This window comes from Serratia sp. CY27727 (assembly GCF_052169275.1).
Classification (GTDB): domain Bacteria; phylum Pseudomonadota; class Gammaproteobacteria; order Enterobacterales; family Enterobacteriaceae; genus Serratia; species Serratia sarumanii.
This window is the reverse complement of sequence record NZ_JBJNLB010000004.1, coordinates 79,562-97,645: the sequence shown is the minus strand read 5'-3', so window position 1 is coordinate 97,645 and position 18,084 is coordinate 79,562. Positions and strand designations below refer to the sequence as shown.

Here is an 18,084-nt window from a genome sequence, read left to right as displayed (position 1 = left end):
AACATGTTGCCGATAGCGCAGATTATGGCCCTGGCAGACCAACGCAGCCCGGTGCGCCGGGGTGACGTCTGGCTGGTGGGCGCAGGTCCGGGTGATACTGAACTGCTGACCCTGAAAGCGCTGCGCGTTATCCGGCAGGCCGATGTCGTGGTCTTTGACCGGCTGGTGTCCGATGCGGTGCTGGCGCTGACGCCGGACACTGCACTGCGGATCGATGTCGGCAAATCCCCGCGCAATCATCGCCTTGAACAGCATGAAATCAATATGTTGCTGGTTGATCTGGCGCTGGCGGGGCACCGTGTAGTGCGCCTGAAGGGCGGCGACCCGTTCATCTTTGGCCGGGGTGGGGAAGAAATGGCCTGCTGCCAGCAGAAGGGGATTGTGTGCAATGTTGTGCCAGGTATCACGGCGGCAATGGGCTGTGCCGCAGCCAGCGGGATCCCGCTGACGCACCGAAACCTGGCACAGTCCGTCAGGTTTGTCACCGGACATGGCCCGGAAGGGGAACCGGACGTTGACTGGTCCGTACTGGCCGCCGCGCGCCAGACGCTGGTCTTCTATATGGGGATTGCCAACAGCCCTGTTATCAGCCAGCGCTTGATTGCCCATGGCTTACCCGGCTCAACGCCCGTGGCGGTGATTGAACGCGGCACTCAGCCTCAGCAGCGCGTGCTGGTGGGCACTCTGGATGCATTAGGAAAGATCGTTGCAGAGGAGCAGGTCGAATCACCAGCCCTGGTAATTATTGGTGAGGTGGTGGGAATGTACCGGCCGATTGCCGAACTGCCTGAGAAGATATTTCCGCAGATGGGCCGTTCTGAACCGGCTTTGCCAGCCAGTCTGAAGTGGCCAGCGAAAATGGACAGCATAAGCGTTATTCTGGAATCATCCTATGACCATATCTGGCACGCAAGAGACGGTCACGATAGCTAAAACATCTAATCGAACCAAGGACACGGGAATGTTTAATCCCCGTGTTTGTGGTGAGAAAGAGGCGCAGCGGCCATGGCCGCCGCGCAGGGTGTTATTGGCTAATCGATTGCTGCAGCGCCTGAACGGAAGAAACGATGCCGGCATCAACCGACATGGTCAGGTCTTCCATTTCCAGCGATACCCAGTCGTTGTAGCCCATCATGCGCACCACCGAGAAGAATTCCTTCCACCACTGCAGATCCCGCCCGCAGCCGACGGCGACATAGTTCCAGGCGCGGCCGGCCACGTCATCGATCGGTTTGGTCTCCAGCAGCCCGTTAACCTCGACGACGCCGCGCTCAAGGCGCACGTCTTTGCCATGCACATGATGAATGGCGGGGCCAAGGGCGCGAGCCACCGCGATGGGATCTGCCCCCATCCAGAGCAAGTGACTGGGATCGAGGTTCAGGCCCACCATCGGGCCAACGGCCTCGCGCAGCCGGAACAGCGTTTCCGGGTTCCACACCAGCATGGCGCTGAAGTTTTCCAGCGCAAAGCGCTCGACGCCGCACGCTTTGGCTCGGGCGACCAGCGCCTGCCAGTAGGGGATCGCCACTTCATTCCATTGATAGTCCAGGCAGTTTTTCACCGTCGGCGGCCAGCTGACGGTATAGGTGATCCAGTTGGGGATGGTGTCATGCGGGCTGGCCGGCGGCAGGCCGCTCATCATGACGATCTTTTTCACTCCCAGCAGCCCGGCCAGCTCCAGCGTATTGTCGGTTTGGCGCTGATGGCGTTGCCCCAGTTCGCCGGGATCGAGCGGATTGCCGGAGACGTTGAGCGCGGCGATCTCCATGCCGCGGCTGGTCAGCGCCTGCAGCAGCTGCCGGCGTTTGGCGGGGTTGGCCAGCAGATCGTCGGTATCCAGATGGGGCGCCGGAGACCAGCCGCCGGTGGTCATTTCCACGCCGCGCACCCCCAGTTCCAGCAGCCGGTCCAGCATCTGCTCGAAGGGTAAATGGCCCAGGCTGTCGGTACAGAATGAGAGTCTCATGAGGCTTTCCTTATTGGTAATTAACCCAGGTGGCGCCGTTGTCGGCGGAACGAACGCAGTTTTCAATCCAGCGCACGCCTTCCAGCCCGGCGTCGATATCCGGGTAGATCAGCGTGGGCAGCGTCTGCCGATCGCCGCGCTGGCTGGCGCTGATGGCGATGGCGAACTTGAGGTAAATATTGGCCCAGGATTCGGCCAGGCCTTCGGTATGCAGCGCGCCGAGCCGCTCTTCGGCCAGGGCGATGTCGTCCAGATAGGGCATGCCGTGGTGCAGGATCTGGTTGGGCCGCCCCTGGATCTCATAGCGCAATTCGCCGGGCGCAGCGTCGCTCCACTGCAGGCTGGCGAGCGAGCCGACCACGCGGATGCTTTGGCTGTCCATCGCGCCGGCGTTGACGGCGGAGGCCCACATGCGGCCGACGGCGCCGTTTTCGTAGTGCATCAGCACCATGGCGTTGTCTTCCAGCGGGGCGCGGGAAGGAATAAAGCTCTGGCGATCGCACAGCAGGGAGGCAATCTTCATGTCGGGCATCACCAGCTGCGAGATGTAGAAGGTGTGGGTGGAGATGTCGCCCAGCACAAAAGAGGGGCCGGCGATTTTCGGATCGACGCGCCACTTTTGCGCCTCGAACTTGTCTGCGCTTTCGTTGGCATTGAAGCCGTGGGTGTACTGCAATTCGACCATGCGTATTTCGCCGATGTCGCCGTTCGCGATCATGGCGCGCATCTGCATCAGCAGCGGATGGCCGGAGAAGCCGTAGGTTACGCCGACGATCAGGCCTTTCTCCGCCGCCAACGCCTTGATTTCTCTCGCCTCCGCCGTGGTGAAGAACAGCGGCTTTTCGCAGATGACATGCAGGCCGGCATTCAGCGCGGCGCGCGTAATTGCATAGTGGGTGCCGTTAGGGGTGGCGATGGTCACCACCTCAACGCCATCTTCGCGGTTGGCTTCTTGCTCCAGCAGCTGTTGATAGCTGTCATAGCAGCGTTCGGCGGGCACGCCGAGGTTGACGCCAAACTCACGTCCACGCGCCGCGTCGATATCAAAAGCGCCGGCAACCAGCCGATAAGCGGTGTTGTCGCGCAGTGCGCCGGAACGGTGCTTGTAGCCCACCTGGCTGAGGCGGCCGCCGCCGATCATCGCCCAACGCAGCGGGCGAGGGATGCTTCTTTCACCATTTAACATGCTGACTCCTGATATTGTGGCTTTGCACTCGGGTGCAAAATGGGTTGAAAAAGAGAGTGGCAACGGTTTATTTCTGGTTCATCTGCGCAAATTGCGGGTAGTTTTCTCGCGTTACGGTGGCGTAAGGCACCCAGTTGTAAGGCTCGGTTTTGGCGTGATCCAACAGGGCGCGAGTCACTTGCACCGCGCCGATCGCCTGGGCTTTGGCATCCTGGAAAATGGTCACCGCCAGGTCGCCGGTTTTGATAAATTGCAGGCCGTCGGGCGTGCCGTCGATACCGGCAACCAGCACGCCATTCTTTTTGGCCTGCTTCAGCGCCATGATCGCGCCGATAGCCATCTCATCGTTGTTGGCGGCGATCGCATCGATCGCTACGCCGTTCAGCAACCAGCCGGAAACCACATCGACCGCTTCATTGCGCTGCCATTTGGCGGTCTGTTTCTCTACCACTTTCAGGTCTTTGTGTTTGGCGATCACCGCTTCAACCGCGCGGGTGCGTTCGCGGGTCTCTTCGTTGGAGAGGGCGCCCATCAGGATCGCCACGTTGCCGCGGTAATTCATTTTTTTCGCCAGAGCCTCCATCTGCAGGCGGCCGCTGAGCGCCGAATCGGAGCCGACGTAGGCCGTCGCGCCGCTCAGCGGCACTTCGGGTTTGCGGTTGACGAAGATCAGGGGGATCGCGGCGCGTTTGGCGGCCGCTATCATCGGCTGGACGCCTTGCGTATCAACCGGGTTGAGGATAATGGCATCCACGCCCTGATTAATCAGATCGTCCACCTGCTGCACCTGCAGGGCGACATCGCCTTTGGCATCGACGAACTGGCCTTGCAGCTGCTGCGCAGCCAGTTCCCGCGCCATTTGGCTGCGCAGGATAGAGACGAAGTTGAGATCGAAGTTGGCCAGCGCCACGCCGACCTGATAGGTCTTGGCCTGGGCGGTCACCACAAACAGCGAGCAGGCTAACATCAACAACAGTCTGGTTTTTTTCATTACGGTATCCTGTTGAGAAGAGAGGCGTTGTGTAAAAACAGTGTATTTGCAACCGGGTGCAAAGCAGGAGACAAAACGGCGATGCGTCTCTGAATGCCACCCTGAATGTCGACTATGGATAAAATTTGGTCAACTGGGGAAAGGTGAAAACAGCGTGGATGATCACAAACTGTTTACGTTTTGCACCCGGTTGCATAACGAATTGCAATCGGGTGCAAAAGCGGGACATAATTGCAGCAGGAATGCCGACGGGCGCTTAGGGGATCTGAGCGAGCAGGGTATAGTTTGACTTCACCGAAGCAGGGATCGACGCAACCATGATAAAACACCACAAAGCCACCGCCAGCGACGTCGCCGAAAAGGCCGGCGTCTCTAAATGGACGGTATCGCGCGCCTTTACGCCCGGCGCGTCGATCTCGGACAGCGCACGTGAAAGCGTACTGGCGGCGGCGGCCGAGCTGGGCTATCGGCCAAACCTGCTGGCGCGCAGCCTGTCGCAAAAACGCACGCACATCATCGGCGTGGCCATCGACGAGATGAAGAATCCGCATTCGATGATGATGCTCGATATGGTCACCAAACAGCTGCAAACCCGCGGTTACATGGCGCTGCTGTTGAACATCACCGCCGGGGAAAACTACCGGGCAGTGATGGCGATGGCCGATCAGCTGCAGGTCGATGGCATTTTGTTCCTGGCGACGGTGTTAACCCAAGAGTGGGCGGCGATCGCGCAAGATCTGCATCAGATACCGCTGGTGCAGGTATGCCGCAATACGGAAAGCGAACACATTGATGTGGTCAATATCGACGGCTACCGCGCCGGCGAAGAGATCGCCGCGCTGCTGATAGAGCAAGGGCATCGGCGCTTTGGTTACATGAAGGGGCCGGACACGCAAAGCAGCCATTTGCTGCGCATGGAAGGCTACCGCGACAAATTGATGGCCGCCGGCTTTCAGTTGGATCGGGTGCTCACCGCCGGCCACTACGATCGCCAACGCGGTTTCCAGCTGATGAGCGAATACCTGCAGGCAACGGCGGAAAGCGAACGGGTTGAGGCGTTGTTCTGCGAGAACGACGTGTTGGCGCTGGGGGCGCTCGAAGCGCTCAGGCAAACGGCGCCGTCGTCTGCGATGGCCGTGGTAGGTTTCGACGATATCGACGAGGCCGGCTCAGCCAACTGGGCGCTGACCAGCTACAGCCAACGCATCGACCGGCTGGTCGAAGAGGCCTTGAATCGCCTGATCGACCACCGCGCCACGGCAGACGGCGCCTGGCGGCACGGAGAGTTGCGGGTTCGGCGGTCGCATTTGGCTGGGAAACAGGCGTAAGGCTTCCTTTTTATGTGACGATGTCACTATTGAGGCTTGATGAGAGAAGGAATCCTGGGAATAGTCAGGTTTCACGAGTGTCATTCTGATGTAGATAGACTACCGAAGTTTGCCAGATTTCACGTAGCGCGATCAAAAAGGAGGGCATTTTGATCCATTTTGCAGAGTGGCTTAGCCACATCCAGGCGCTTGAGGTTGAACTGCACCAGCCAACAACGCGCTGCGATCCGAAGCGTGTCGCGGCATTGCTGCATGAAGACTTTGAAGAGATTGGCCGCTCAGGCCTACGTTATGACAAACGCCAGACCGTTGCGGCGCTGGAGATGGAAACGGATTATCCGCAGATTTTCGCCGAAGCTTTTAAGCTGGCGCAAATCAGTGATAGCGCCGTATTACTGACGTATAAAAGTTTTCAGCGTGACACGCAGGGCCACGCCGTGCGTTGCACAGAGCGTTCGTCGATTTGGCTTCTGACAACCAAGGTGGGTTGGCAGATGCGGTTTCATCAAGGCACGCCGACTGATGATTGAGCCAGATTTAAAAGCCGATCTAATGGAATGACAACAAGCCAGGCAGAAGACAGATGTCAGAGGGATAAAGCTGAAGGTGAGGAGAGAAGATGCTCAGGGATGGCCCCGGTGCGTATCCAGTAACTAAATTTAACATAATATACATTATGCGCACCTAGGTAATGATATGTGGGTTCTGCCGTCCAGGCCTGATCTATGGGCTTTCTCCTGCGGCCAATCATGCCAGCGCCGGCTGCTCATGCCGCTGAACTAATTCGTTTTTCAACCGGCCATAAGCCCGGCGGTCTTCTGCTGTCTGGTGTTTGTGTTGCTCAGCAACACCATGATGCTTGCGCAGATAATGTCTGAACGCCAACTGTCTGATCGCCTGTTCACTTGCTGCAGCAACGCCTGCCGGTAATGCCGTTCTCGCCACGCGGCGTAGATCTCATGTCATGCATCTTGTCATTCACACCATCCAACGCCGCCAGGCTTTCAATCTTCAGCAAGATATCAATCGTTGGTTTGGCACTGCTGTACTGCCGATATGATGAATTGCCGTTAATACGCCAGCCAATATCTCGCGTAGTTTCAGCGCTGCATCTTTATAACGCGGATCATAAGGCTCGACCGTGATGATGAGCTCTGTCATTTTCCGCTCCAATAATGATGACCGGACATGATTTCAATGGCGCATCTCTGCCGATAAGGAGTAAAAATCCCCTGCTTTTTTGATCGCGCTACGTGAAATCTGGCAAAATGTGGCTGCTACGATACTGCAGATTTCTCCAAAACGCGTCATTTAAACGGGCGCTATTTGTACGCTAAATGCGCATTGGCGTCCGTTTTCATCGTTTCGGCGCCCACCACGGCGTTGGCTATACTGAATTGGGACACATTCCAGGAGCCTCCTCATGTTTGACCATGTGAAATTTGGCGTCAGCGACTTTGCCCTTAGTAAAGCGTTTTTCCTCAATGCACTCGCGCCGCTGGGCGTAAAGATCGTTGCCGAAGGCGAACCCGGCTATGGCGTCGAACTTTGTCACGATCGGGGTAACGTGTCATTGTGCCTGTTTCAAACCGATGAAAAACCGGCGCATCTGCACCTGGCATTTGCCGCAAGCAGCCGTGAACAGGTCGATGCGTTCTACCACGCCGCGCTAAATGCCGGCGGCAAAGACAATGGCGCACCCGGTTTACGGCCCAATTACCATGCCCACTACTATGCGGCATTTGTGATCGGCCCGAATGGCCACAATATCGAAGCGGTGTGCCATAACCCGATGAGCTAATTATTTTTCCTGTTAAAATAGTACATTAACCACGAGTTAACGCATTGCATTTAACATAATAAAATTGTGACGTCGTCACTTAACGTTACCCCGTCACGTCAATCCACTCTGCTCCGGTGATGCTGGCCAGGCGTTGTGGCGCAATTCTCACGCCTGAGTTATCGCTGCCACCTGCCGGAAGCACTTCACCGTAGCTGCACAGGCTGCGATCGCAGTAAATTCTTACCGTTGCCGGTGCGGCAAAGGGGCAAACGCCGCCCGGTGGATAGCCGGTCAGCGCCTCCACCTCCTCCGCCGGCAGCATGCGCGCCTTTACGCCGAAGAATTGTTTGTACTTCTTGTTATCGATTCTGGCGGTTCCCGCCATCACCAACAGCACCACGCCGTCGTTCACGCGAAACGACAGCGTCTTGGCGATCTGCCCGCTCTCCACGCCAAAGGCTTCCGCCGCCAGCGCCACCGTAGCGGTATTCTTTGCCAGCACCGTCACCGCCGTTTCCGGCGCGTGCTCGGCCAGAAATCGCTGAACGCGCTCTATACTCATGCCCATCCTCCCGATGTTGTAAGTCATTGATAATGCCGCAGTGAGGGTTTCGGTTTTAACATCGCATGCTAAAAATGAGAATCAAAATTGTTCAAATCGGTGAATCTGAACAAAGCTTTAAGGGGCCAACGCCCTTTTTTACCTATCATTTTTCATGGAGATACCTGCATGACCACGCAAACGACAGCAAGGCCTTCAGCGGTCGCGGTGGCCGTCTATGAATGGCTCAATCCGATACCCTACGGATTTTTCACCGCTGCGCTGATTTTCGACATTATCTATGCCTGTACGGCGAATATTCAGTGGGTCAACGGTGCCAGTTGGCTGATCGCCATCGGCCTGATTTTTGCCATTATTCCCCGTCTGATTAACCTGGTGCAGGTGTGGTTCGGCAGCGGCCGGCTGCAGGGGCCATCGGTCAAGCTCCATTTCTGGCTGAACTTGCTGGCCATCGTTCTCGCCATCATCAACGCTTTCGTGCATAGCCGGGATGCGTATGCCGTGGTGCCGCAAGGTCTGGTGCTGTCTGCGATCGTGGTCGCGCTGCTGAGCCTCGCCAACATTCTGCTGGCCGTGGGCGCCCGCGCAAAATAATAAGGAGGTTTTCATGAAGCTATCATCGATCGCGATTGCGCTTTCGGCCGTGCTGGCGCTGGCCGGCTGCGATAACAGCGCCGTCATTTCACCGGAACAACAAATGGGGCCGGATCCGACGTTGCCGGCGGCGCAAGACTTCCTGATGCCGCCGATGCAGGTGCCAAAGGGCGTTGGCTGGCAGCAAAATCAGATGCCGAAAGTGGCCGAAGGCTTGAAAATCGATAAGGTGGCGGACGGTTTGCTGCACCCGCGCCAGCTGCTTACCCTGCCCAACGGCGATGTTTTGGTGGTGGAAGCCAACGGGCCGGGCACCGAAGCGGTGAGCACGCCCAAGCAGCTGATCGCCGGTTTGGTGAAGGGCCAGTCCGGTAAAGGCGGCAAAGGGGGCAACCGGATTACCCTGCTGCGCCCAACCGCCGATGGCAGCTGGGAAAAGCATGTCTTCCTCGAAGGGCTCGATTCGCCGTTCGGCGTCCAGCTGATTGGCAACACCCTGTATGTGGCCAACACCGGCAACATCATGCAGTACGCCTATCAGCCGGGCGAAACGCGCATCAGCGATGCGGGTAAAGAGTTGGCCGATCTGCCGGACACCATCAACCATCATTGGACCAAGGCCCTGCTGGCCAGCCCGGACGGTAAAAAGCTGTATGTCGGCGTCGGTTCAAACAGCAACATCACCGAAAACGGCCTGGCCGTAGAGTACCGCCGCGCCGCCGTGCTGGAAGTGGACACCGCCTCCGGCGCCAGCCGCATCTTCGCCAGCGGCCTGCGCAATCCGACCGGGCTGCAGTGGGAACCGCACAGCGGCAAGCTATGGGCCATCGTCAACGAGCGTGACGAGATCGGCGCCGATCTGGTGCCGGACTACCTGACCTCGGTGCAGGACGGCGGCTTCTACGGCTGGCCTTACAGCTATTTCGGCCAGCATGTCGATCGGCGGGTGCAGCCGGCGCGGCCGGATCTGGTGGCGAAAGCCATCAAGCCGGACTACGCTCTCAGCTCGCACGTCGCGCCGCTGGGGCTGCTGTTCTACACGGCGAACGCTCTGCCGGCTGAGTATCGCGGCGGCGCCTTCGTCAGCGAACACGGCAGCTGGGATCGCTCGCCGCTGAACGGCTACCGGGTCAGCTACGTGGCGTTTGAGCAAGGCAAGCCGGTCGGCAAACTCAAAGCGGTGGTCACCGGCTTTGTCTCCGACGACGAGAAGGAACTCTATGGCGCACCGGTAGGATTAGCGATCGACAAGACCGGCGCCCTGCTGATTGCGGATGACGTCGGCAACACCGTTTGGCGCGTTAAATCGAAATAAGCTCAAGGCGTTGTCGGCAGGCAACGCCGCGTGAAAGCCAGCTTGTCATTCTCGCATGCAAGCGTGGCGGGTATGGCTCAGTGTACTGTGTAACTTATCGTACTCTTCACGGGTAATTTTTTGCGTGGCCAGTAAGGTGCGCAAGGTTCCGTACAGAAAACCGAGCTCATACCCCCGCGTGTAGCCCTCTGCACTGTAACGGTTGATCTCACCGGTTTTGAGCGTTTCAATACCGTCATTAAGCCAGTCCAGTGCGTCCTGAGTGGTCAAATCCATCGTTGCTTCCCCTTATCAAGCGAAAAATAAAAGCCTAGCACGCCCTTGTTATTGAGTATATTTTTGCGGGTTCCATTCTCGACATATCTTGGGAATTTATAACTGGCTGCGTATCCCTTGGCCGCTTTGCATATAATTCTGCTTAAATGTGAATCACTGTTTTGATCTCATTTTCATCAACAGATCGTTGGCCAGAAATAAAAGGTTTTAACATTTCGACATAAACCAGTACAATTCCCTACCCTGTGTTAACCCTTTTTTTAGGTTGATTGTGTCGTTAATTCAGCCCTCTACATCGCGAAATCGGGCCGCCGCCTGGTTAGGGGTGTTTGCCATTCTGATGTTGTTCATTGCGCCGGTGGTCTCGCGATCCCTGGAGCATGTGCGCGCCGGAAGTGCTGGAGCGACCGTCATGGCGGATTGCGGCATGGATATGCCGATGCATCACGGGATGCACTCGCCGCCGCCTGAGCCTGAGAAAGTCTCACAGTCGCTGATGCAGCACGGCGGCGGCCACCACAACATGGCGATGATGATGGACGACAGCGCCTGCGGCTACTGCGTGCTGTTGCTGCACGCGCCGCTGCTGGACGTGAGCCACGGCCCGCTGTTCTGGTCCCAGTCGCTGGCTTCGCGCCCGCCGCCGATCCACTATCTCGTCCCTCTGTTTGCCCACGTTGTTCACACCGAATTACAGCCGCGCGCGCCCCCCATCTCTTTCCTCTGATTTAACAATAAGCCCATTGCCGTTCTCTGTATTGCCGTTGATCGTTTCAACCCGGCGGAATTAATTCGCCCAACGGTTAATCATCGAGACGACATTATTAATCCGGTTATTTCCAGGTTGATGGAATTAACCCCCGTATTTTCCGATGGTGATTTTCGCCAGGCCGCCCCACGCCTGAATAATCCCTCGACCAAACACGGAAAAAGTTAGCTTAAGGAAAGATGATGTTTAAATCGACTTATAAAAAGAACGCCGTCACCCGCGCCATTACCACCGCCATGCCGCTGTTTCTGCTGGCCGGCCACGCGGCGCAGGCGCATCAACACCCTGCCGGCGCACAGGTTAATGATGGCGACGTGATCACCGTCACCGCGCCGCTCTACTCCCCGCTGACCATCGTCACCTCGCCGAAAACCCCACGCCAGCCGGTGCCGGCCAGCGACGGTTCGGACTACCTGAAAACCATCCCCGGCTTCTCGCAGATCCGCAACGGCGGCACCAACGGCGACCCGGTGTTCCGTGGCATGTTCGGCTCTCGGTTGAAGATCCTCACCGACGGTTCGGAAATGCTGGGCGCCTGCCCAGCGCGGATGGATGCGCCGACCTCTTACATCTCGCCGGAAAGTTTCGATCTGTTGACCATTACCAAGGGGCCGCAGACGGTGCTGTGGGGGCCGGGATCGTCGGCGGGCACGGTGCGTTTCGAGCGTGAACGCCCGCGCTTCGACAAGCCGGGCATCAAGGGCAACGCCAGCGTGCTGACCGGCTCCAACGGCCGCTGGGACGAGAACATCGACGCCAGCCTCGGCGCCGAACAAGGCTACCTGCGGGTGATGGCCAACAAATCCCGTTCCAACGACTATCAGGACGGCACGAATACGCGCGTGCCATCGCGTTGGGACAAGTGGAACGGCGATCTGGCGCTCGGCTGGACGCCGGACAACGACACGCTGCTGGAAGTAACTATGGGCCGCGGCAACGGCGAAGCGCGCTATGCCGGCCGCAGCATGGACGGTTCGCAGTTCAAACGCGAAAGCCTGGGCATGCGGGTGGAGAAATCCAACATCGGCGACGTGCTGGATAAGCTGGAAGCGCAGGTCTACTACAACTACGCCAACCACGTGATGGACAATGTCACCCTGCGCTCGCCGGGCAGCGGCGGCATGGCTGGGCACGGGGGGCATGGCGGCATGAGCATGGGGATGGGCGGCCACGGCGGGCACATGATGTCCTCCGGCATGACGATGCAGCTCGATCGCCGCACCGTCGGCGGCCGCGTGATGGGCACCTGGCAGTGGCAGAACGTGAAGCTTGAAAGCGGCCTGGACACCCAAACCAACACCCACCGCAGTATGAACCGCGGCAGCTGGGAAAAAGACGCCCAGTTCAACAGCTACGGCGCCTTCAGTGAACTGACCTGGTCCACCAGCGAACAGGATAAACTGATCGGCGGCGCGCGCCTCGACCGCACCCTGGTGGAGAATTTCCGCAGCGCCAGCGCTGGGGAACGTTCGGACACCCTGCCGAGCGGCTTTATGCGCCTGGAGCATACGCTGGCCGACCTGCCGCTGATGCTGTATGCCGGCGTCGGTTATACCGAGCGCTTCCCGGATTACTGGGAGCTGTTCTCACCGAAGCTTGGCCCGAACGGCAGCAAGGATCCGTTCTCCAGCGTCAAGAGCGAGAAAACCACGCAGCTCGACATCGGCGCGCAGTACAACGGCAAACGCTTCAACGGCTGGGTCTCCGCTTATGTAGGCCGCGTCGATGATTTCATCCTGTTCAAATACGATCCGCACAACGCGCGCCTCAGCCAGGCCGATAACGTCAACGCCAACATCATGGGCGGCGAAATGGGCATGGGTTATCAGCTGAGCGAGCACTGGAAAACCGACGCCAGCCTGGCATACTCCTGGGGCAAAAACACCAGCGACGGCCGGCCGCTGCCGCAGATCCCGCCGCTGGAGGCACGCTTGGGGCTGACCTATGAGTACGGCGACTGGAGCGGCACCGGCCTGTGGCGTCTGGTCAGCAGCCAACACCGCGTGGCGATCAACGAAGGCAACGTGGTGGGCAAAGACTTTGCCGAAAGCGCCGGCTTCGGCGTGCTCTCCGCCAACGCCGCCTACAAGGTGAATAAAAACGTCAAGCTGAGCGCCGGTCTGGATAACATCCTGAACAAGACCTACAGCGAGCACCTCAACCTGGCGGGCAACAGCGCCTTCGGGTACTCGGCCAACAGCGCGGTGAATGAACCGGGCCGCACCCTGTGGGCCAAGGTTAACGTCACCTTCTAAGCGGTTCACCGGGCGATGGGCCACCGTCGCCCGGTCAGGCGATATGCGATCCGGTTCTTAGGATATGAGTTTTAAGTTTTTCCCATTCGGTTAGGCGGCGATTACTATCATCTTCAGGTTAATTATTGCCCTGGAGGGAATATGCAAAAGATCACTCGTTTTCTGGCCCTGCTCGGCGAGCTGATGATTGAAAAAGCCGAAGACGCCGCGCCGCAGGCTGCTCAGCCTGACGATCGCGACGACGCGCTGCCACCGCGTCTCGAACGTGGGGTTCCGCTGGCCGACCGCTTCCTGTTCATGTAATTCCCCTCACTGTCTTTTTGTCCGGCACGTTCCGATATTTCATTATCGGGCGCCTGCGTCTATCTTCTTTCGATGGTTCCAGCCGATTCATCATAGGAGATAGTAACGCAATGAAGATCAGAACGGTAACCCCGCAAGACGCTGAAGCCCTGACGCAGTTATTGAATGACGTGATCGGCGCCGGCGGCACGACGGCGATAGAAACGCCCCTCACCCCCGCCGAATTCAGCGAATGGTTCATCAGCGGCAGCAATGCGCTGAGCTGCCATGTCGCGGAGGTCGATGGGCTGTTGGTGGGCTTCCAGGCGCTGAGCGCAGATGATGCCCTGCCGCCCGATACTGCAGATATTGCCACCTTTTCCCGCCTGTCGCCGAAGGTGCGTGGCGTCGGCAGTGCGTTGTTCCCTGCCACATTAGCGGCGGCGAAGTCTCACGGTTTCAAGCACATCAACGCCACCATTCGGGCGGATAACGTCGGTGGCCTCGCCTACTATCACAAAATGGGCTTTCGCGATTACGATCGTTTGCCGCAGGTGCCGCTCAGCGATGGCACGCCGATCGACAGAATCAAAAAACGCTTCTCCCTTTAACCCGTTAATCCACTCACACTGAACGCACGATATGTTCGCGCAGCCACCGGTGAGCGGGATCGCGGTGCGATCGTTCGTGCCACAGCATGGTCATTTCAAAGCCCGGCACCGCCAGCGGCGGCTCAAGCCGTTGCAATAAAGGCTGGTTGCGCACCAGCCGCTCCGGTAGCATCGCCACCAAATCGGACTGCGTCAGCACCGAGAGAACGAACAGAAAATGCGGCACGGAAAGCACCACGCGCCGCGTCAGCCCCACGTCTGCCAACGCCCGGTCGGTCATGCCATAGAACCCGCCGCCGTCCGGCGAGACCATCACCTGCTCCAATTGGCAAAATTGCACCGGCGTCAGCCTGGCATGCAGTTTGGGATGGCCGATTCTGCCCACCAGCACATAGCGTTCGCTAAACAGCGTGCGCTGCCGCAGGCCGGATGGCGCCCCTTCTCGGGTATGAAACGCCAGGTCGACCTCCCCTTGCTCCATCCGTTTGGCGAGGCGCGCCGGGGCGATCTCCAGCACCGCCAGCCGGGTGCCGGGCGCCGCCGTGCGCAAACCGTTCAGCGCCGGCAGCACGATGGTGGATTCACCGTAGTCAAAGGCGGCCACGCGCCAGGTATCGGTCGCCACGGCGGGATCGAACGGCGTCGCCGGCGTTACTGCCAACTCGAGCGCCGCTAATGCCTGACGTAACGGTTCCCGCAGCTGTTCCGCTCTGGCGGTCGGGCGCATGCCGCGCGGGCCGGGCAACAGCAGCGGATCGTCAAAGATCGCCCGCAGTTTGGCGAGATGCACGCTGACCGCCGGCTGGGAGAAATTGAGCCGCTGTGCCGCGCGTGTGACGTTGTGCTCCGCCAGCAGCGCGTCGAGCGTCACCAGCAGGTTGAGATCCAGTCGCCTTAAATTATTCATAGTTATACCTGGGATAACGGTAATTCATTTCTAATATACCGACTAACACCCTAACCTGCAGCTCTCACACCAAGGAGAGCTGTTATGAATGTGCTGATTGTTTACGCCCACCCGGAGCCGCTGTCGCTGACCGGTTCACTGAAAAATTTCGCCGTTGAACGCCTGACGCAGGCCGGCCATCAGGTACAAGTGTCCGACCTGTACGCCATGAAGTGGAAAGCGGCGCTCGACGCTGACGACAGTCTGGAAGGCCCGGCAACTGCTCGTTTCGATCCTTCGCTGGATTCGCAGCGCGCGTTCGCCAACGGCATGCAGAGCGCTGATATCGAACGGGAACAGCAAAAATTGCGTTGGGCGGACGCGGTGCTGCTGCAGTTTCCTCTGTGGTGGTTCTCGATGCCGGCGATCCTGAAAGGCTGGGTGGAGCGTGTCTATGCTTACGGTTTTGCCTACGGCGTGGGTGAGCATTGCGATACCCATTGGGGTGACCGTTACGGCGAGGGGACGCTAGCGGGCAAACGGGCGATGCTGATCGTCACCGCCGGCGGCTGGGAGTCCCATTACGCCCCGCGCGGCATCAACGGGCCGATCGACGATATCCTGTTCCCGATCCAGCACGGCATGCTGCACTACCCAGGCTTCGAGGTGCTGCCGCCGTTCGTCACCTACCGTGCCGGCAAAACCGATGAGGCACGCTTTGCCGCCCTGTGCGAGCAGCTCGGGCAGCGGCTGGATAATCTGTGGAACGCCGAGCCAATCCGCTTCCGGCGGCAGAACGCCGGTGACTATCTGATCCCGCAGCTGACTTTGAAAGCGCATCTCGCGCCAGGGCAAGACGGTTTCGGCGTTCACATCGAGTAGCCGGATGCGCACGCCCTGGCGCATCCGGGGCGTGCCGTTAATTCAGGGCGGCGAGAAATGCCTGATAGCCTTGCGCACTGCGATCCAATTCGTGGGATTGCAGCGGCTCCACCGTGCCGTCCGAAGCGGCCTCCCTGCCGTAAAAGGCGAAGAACGAGGCATAGTCGGCCCGCACGTAACCGGCGGTGACTTCAAACGGCCGGAAGATTTCCTCCAGCGAATAACGATAGCGCCCGTCGCGTGCATAATCCTCTGCACGCACCCCAGCCGTGACCGCCAACGCCAGCTTCTTGTTTTGCATCTTGTAGCCGCTGCGAGAACCGTAGGCCCAGCCGTAGGTGAGCACGTCGTCCAGCCATTTTTTCAGCAGCGGCGGGCTGCTGAACCAGAAAATCGGGAACTGCAGCACGATGTTGTCATGGGCTTCGATCAGCCGCTGCTCTTGGGCGACGTCGATCTGCCAGTCCGGGTAGGCCTGATGCAGTTCGTGCACGGTATACCGCTCCGGATAGCGCCGCAGTTCCTCCAGCCAGCGTTTGTTGACCACCGAGTTCGCCATATCGGGATGGGTCACCACCACCAAGGTTTTCATATCGATTTCTCCAGTCAGGTGTCTACCGGCGCATCATAGGTTATGCTGGAACAATGTAAAATACGCACACTCACGACACATACTTACCCTGGAGAAAGCACCCAATGACCGCTGAATCCCACTGCAGCCCAACGGGCATCAGCCTTGAAGACACCGGCTTTGGCTATACGCTGTCGGTGATCAACGGCAAATATAAAATGATTATTCTCTACTGGCTGGCGTTGTATAAGCCGGTATTGCGGTTCAACGAGCTGCAGCGCTGCATCGGCACCATTTCCTACAAAACGCTGAGTTCGACGCTCAAAGAGCTGGAAAAAGATCGGTTGGTGGTGAGAAAGGAGTATCCGCAGATCCCGCCCAAGGTGGAGTACAGCCTGTCCGAACGCGGGCGTTCGCTGATCCCGGTGATCGACATGATGTGCAACTGGGGGGAGCAGCACCGGCCGGAACAGCCGGTGCCGTGAGGGGTTAGTTGTCCGTCGCCGCTGAGGTTGCCGGCGCGGGCTCATCGTGCTCGACCAGCGCGTCCGCCGGCCGGCACTGGCGCAGCGTGCGCACGCTGAAGGCCACCAGCACGCCGAGCACAGCGGCGAATGCGCCAAACGACAGCACGCTCATCAACGGGGTAAAGATCCTGCCCAGTACGCCGAGCCCCAGCGCGCCGATCGAATCGCCGGTTACGTCCTGCGCGGTGCCGAGGCTGTTCACCCGCCCCAGCAGATGATCCGGCGTGTTGCTCTGGATCAGCATGAATTGCAGGAGCGAAGCGATGGCGTTGGCATAGCCGTAGCACACCAGCGCCAGCAGCGCCGGCGCCAAGTGGCTGAATAGCCCCAGCGAAGCGATAGCAGTAAACGCGACGATGGCGGCGACCAGGATCAGCACGCCGGGCCGAGAGAAACGCCCCACCCAGCCGCTGGTCAGCGCGCCCAGCATCGCACCGAGCGGCACCGCGGAATACATCAGGCCAATTGAGGACGCGCCGACGTGGTAAGCGTCCTGCGCCAGCGCCGGGAACAGCACCCGGACGGCGCCGACGATGCTCATCAGCATCCCCAGCAGCACCACCGACCCCACCACCTTATTGCGCCAGACAAACTGGAAGCCGCTGGCGAGCGCGCGCAGCGGGTGTTCCGGCTCCTGCTGCTGCGGTAACAGCGTCGGCAGGCGTACCAGTGGGACAAGGGTGCCCAGCGTCCCGGCGGCGGCCACGGCGAACGCCAGCCCCACGCCGCCGAACACGATGATGATCCCGCCCAACGCCGGCGCCAGGATCGCGCCGATGCGCACCGTCACCATGCTCAAGGCCCCCGCCGCCGCCAGGTTTTCGCGCCCGACCAGCAGCGGGATCACCGCCATCAGCGCCGTCATGCCCAGCGCGCCGAAGAAGCCGTCCCAGGCCGCCAGCAGGTAGAGCGCCCACAGCGAAGGCGCCGGGGCGAAGGCGTTCAGACTCAGGGCGACAAAGCCCAGCCCGCAGGTGCCGCGCGCAAACAGGATCAGCTTGCGGCGATCGTAGCGATCGGCGAGCACGCCGCCCAGCATCAGGCCGATAAACATGCCCACCCCGTCCAGCGCCACCGCCACGCCCACCTGCAACGTGGAGCCGGTCATCGCCTGGATCTGGATCGGCACCCCCACCGCCAACATGCCGAGGGAAAACACCGACAGCATGCGGGCGCAGAAAATCGCGCGGAAATGCGCATTGCTTCTCAGCAAACTGAAATCAAGAAAAAAAGAAGGTCTGGCCATAGTGTCCTGCATATCATGTTTTAGTACGGGCCGGGACGCACGCCCCCCGGCCCG

At 59.4% G+C, this 18,084-nt stretch carries 21 protein-coding genes; 12 read left to right on the top strand and 9 right to left on the bottom strand.

All coding sequences use genetic code 11. The features are described from left to right. Positions 1–3 precede the first annotated feature (3 nt). Positions 4–933, top strand: coding sequence for a uroporphyrinogen-III C-methyltransferase (cobA, locus tag ACJ8HB_RS13020; RefSeq protein WP_080298868.1), 930 nt, complete (start codon positions 4–6; stop codon positions 931–933). A 91-nt stretch (positions 934–1,024) separates the two neighbouring features. On the opposite strand, the gene ACJ8HB_RS13015 is transcribed toward cobA, so the two are convergent. The 3 genes from ACJ8HB_RS13015 to ACJ8HB_RS13005 all read right to left on the bottom strand — a co-directional run bounded on the left by ACJ8HB_RS13015 (position 1,025) and on the right by ACJ8HB_RS13005 (position 4,143). Then, complete coding sequence (locus ACJ8HB_RS13015) at positions 1,025–1,966, bottom strand: sugar phosphate isomerase/epimerase family protein (RefSeq protein WP_047567464.1); 942 nt, start codon at positions 1,964–1,966, stop codon at positions 1,025–1,027. A gap of 10 nt (positions 1,967–1,976) precedes the next feature. After that, entirely contained in the window at positions 1,977–3,152 is a 1,176-nt protein-coding gene (locus tag ACJ8HB_RS13010; protein ID WP_047567461.1) for a Gfo/Idh/MocA family protein, read from the bottom strand. A gap of 67 nt (positions 3,153–3,219) precedes the next feature. Next, entirely contained in the window at positions 3,220–4,143 is a 924-nt protein-coding gene (locus ACJ8HB_RS13005; RefSeq protein WP_047567458.1) for a substrate-binding domain-containing protein, read from the bottom strand. A 317-nt stretch (positions 4,144–4,460) separates the two neighbouring features. Here ACJ8HB_RS13005 and ACJ8HB_RS13000 point away from each other — a divergent pair, with 317 nt between their 5' ends. Then, a complete protein-coding gene (locus ACJ8HB_RS13000; protein ID WP_047567456.1) occupies positions 4,461–5,471 on the top strand; it encodes a LacI family DNA-binding transcriptional regulator in 1,011 nt (336 codons plus the stop codon). Between the two features lie 149 nt (positions 5,472–5,620). After that, positions 5,621–6,001, top strand: a complete 381-nt coding sequence (locus ACJ8HB_RS12995) for a nuclear transport factor 2 family protein (RefSeq protein ID WP_047567454.1) — start codon at positions 5,621–5,623, stop codon at positions 5,999–6,001. Between the two features lie 481 nt (positions 6,002–6,482). Here the strand turns inward: ACJ8HB_RS12995 and ACJ8HB_RS12990 are convergent, their stop codons facing one another. After that, positions 6,483–6,632, bottom strand: a complete 150-nt coding sequence (locus ACJ8HB_RS12990) for a GrpB family protein (protein ID WP_080298824.1) — start codon at positions 6,630–6,632, stop codon at positions 6,483–6,485. Between the two features lie 262 nt (positions 6,633–6,894). Here ACJ8HB_RS12990 and ACJ8HB_RS12985 point away from each other — a divergent pair, with 262 nt between their 5' ends. After that, on the top strand, positions 6,895–7,272 hold the full coding sequence (locus ACJ8HB_RS12985; protein ID WP_047567452.1) for a VOC family protein: 378 nt from the start codon (positions 6,895–6,897) through the stop codon (positions 7,270–7,272). Between the two features lie 85 nt (positions 7,273–7,357). Here ACJ8HB_RS12985 and ACJ8HB_RS12980 read toward each other — a convergent pair whose 3' ends face one another. Continuing rightward, a complete protein-coding gene (locus tag ACJ8HB_RS12980) occupies positions 7,358–7,816 on the bottom strand; it encodes a YbaK/EbsC family protein (protein WP_047567450.1) in 459 nt (152 codons plus the stop codon). Between the two features lie 168 nt (positions 7,817–7,984). On the opposite strand from ACJ8HB_RS12980, the gene ACJ8HB_RS12975 reads away from it, so the two are divergent. Next, a complete protein-coding gene (locus ACJ8HB_RS12975) occupies positions 7,985–8,410 on the top strand; it encodes a DUF2231 domain-containing protein (protein ID WP_033648337.1) in 426 nt (141 codons plus the stop codon). A 13-nt stretch (positions 8,411–8,423) separates the two neighbouring features. Then, a complete protein-coding gene (locus ACJ8HB_RS12970; RefSeq protein ID WP_047567449.1) occupies positions 8,424–9,725 on the top strand; it encodes a PQQ-dependent sugar dehydrogenase in 1,302 nt (433 codons plus the stop codon). A gap of 45 nt (positions 9,726–9,770) precedes the next feature. Here the strand turns inward: ACJ8HB_RS12970 and ACJ8HB_RS12965 are convergent, their stop codons facing one another. Then, positions 9,771–10,001, bottom strand: coding sequence for a hypothetical protein (locus tag ACJ8HB_RS12965; RefSeq protein WP_047567447.1), 231 nt, complete (start codon positions 9,999–10,001; stop codon positions 9,771–9,773). A gap of 340 nt (positions 10,002–10,341) precedes the next feature. On the opposite strand from ACJ8HB_RS12965, the gene ACJ8HB_RS12960 reads away from it, so the two are divergent. The 4 genes from ACJ8HB_RS12960 to ACJ8HB_RS12945 all read left to right on the top strand — a co-directional run bounded on the left by ACJ8HB_RS12960 (position 10,342) and on the right by ACJ8HB_RS12945 (position 13,918). Then, positions 10,342–10,728, top strand: coding sequence for a DUF2946 domain-containing protein (locus tag ACJ8HB_RS12960; protein WP_236658276.1), 387 nt, complete (start codon positions 10,342–10,344; stop codon positions 10,726–10,728). A 224-nt stretch (positions 10,729–10,952) separates the two neighbouring features. Beyond that, on the top strand, positions 10,953–13,025 hold the full coding sequence (locus tag ACJ8HB_RS12955) for a TonB-dependent copper receptor (protein ID WP_047567443.1): 2,073 nt from the start codon (positions 10,953–10,955) through the stop codon (positions 13,023–13,025). Between the two features lie 141 nt (positions 13,026–13,166). Next, the gene (locus ACJ8HB_RS12950; RefSeq protein WP_016927696.1) at positions 13,167–13,328 is read left to right on the top strand and encodes a hypothetical protein; all 162 of its coding nucleotides are present in this window, start codon (positions 13,167–13,169) and stop codon (positions 13,326–13,328) included. A gap of 110 nt (positions 13,329–13,438) precedes the next feature. After that, complete coding sequence (locus ACJ8HB_RS12945; RefSeq protein WP_047567441.1) at positions 13,439–13,918, top strand: GNAT family N-acetyltransferase; 480 nt, start codon at positions 13,439–13,441, stop codon at positions 13,916–13,918. Positions 13,919–13,931: 13 nt separating this feature from the next. Here the strand turns inward: ACJ8HB_RS12945 and ACJ8HB_RS12940 are convergent, their stop codons facing one another. Then, positions 13,932–14,825 (bottom strand): LysR family transcriptional regulator, encoded by an 894-nt coding sequence (locus tag ACJ8HB_RS12940; RefSeq protein WP_047567439.1) that lies wholly within the window; start codon positions 14,823–14,825, stop codon positions 13,932–13,934. A gap of 84 nt (positions 14,826–14,909) precedes the next feature. Between ACJ8HB_RS12940 and ACJ8HB_RS12935 the strand changes: the two genes are divergently transcribed. After that, on the top strand, positions 14,910–15,686 hold the full coding sequence (locus tag ACJ8HB_RS12935) for an NAD(P)H-dependent oxidoreductase (RefSeq protein WP_047567437.1): 777 nt from the start codon (positions 14,910–14,912) through the stop codon (positions 15,684–15,686). 37 nt (positions 15,687–15,723) lie between these two features. On the opposite strand, the gene ACJ8HB_RS12930 is transcribed toward ACJ8HB_RS12935, so the two are convergent. Further along, the gene (locus tag ACJ8HB_RS12930; RefSeq protein WP_033634565.1) at positions 15,724–16,278 is read right to left on the bottom strand and encodes an NAD(P)H-dependent oxidoreductase; all 555 of its coding nucleotides are present in this window, start codon (positions 16,276–16,278) and stop codon (positions 15,724–15,726) included. A 104-nt stretch (positions 16,279–16,382) separates the two neighbouring features. Here ACJ8HB_RS12930 and ACJ8HB_RS12925 point away from each other — a divergent pair, with 104 nt between their 5' ends. Beyond that, the gene (locus ACJ8HB_RS12925) at positions 16,383–16,742 is read left to right on the top strand and encodes a winged helix-turn-helix transcriptional regulator (protein WP_094860081.1); all 360 of its coding nucleotides are present in this window, start codon (positions 16,383–16,385) and stop codon (positions 16,740–16,742) included. A gap of 4 nt (positions 16,743–16,746) precedes the next feature. Here ACJ8HB_RS12925 and entS read toward each other — a convergent pair whose 3' ends face one another. Then, a complete protein-coding gene (gene entS, locus ACJ8HB_RS12920) occupies positions 16,747–18,030 on the bottom strand; it encodes an enterobactin transporter EntS (RefSeq protein ID WP_047567433.1) in 1,284 nt (427 codons plus the stop codon). Positions 18,031–18,084 lie beyond the last annotated feature (54 nt).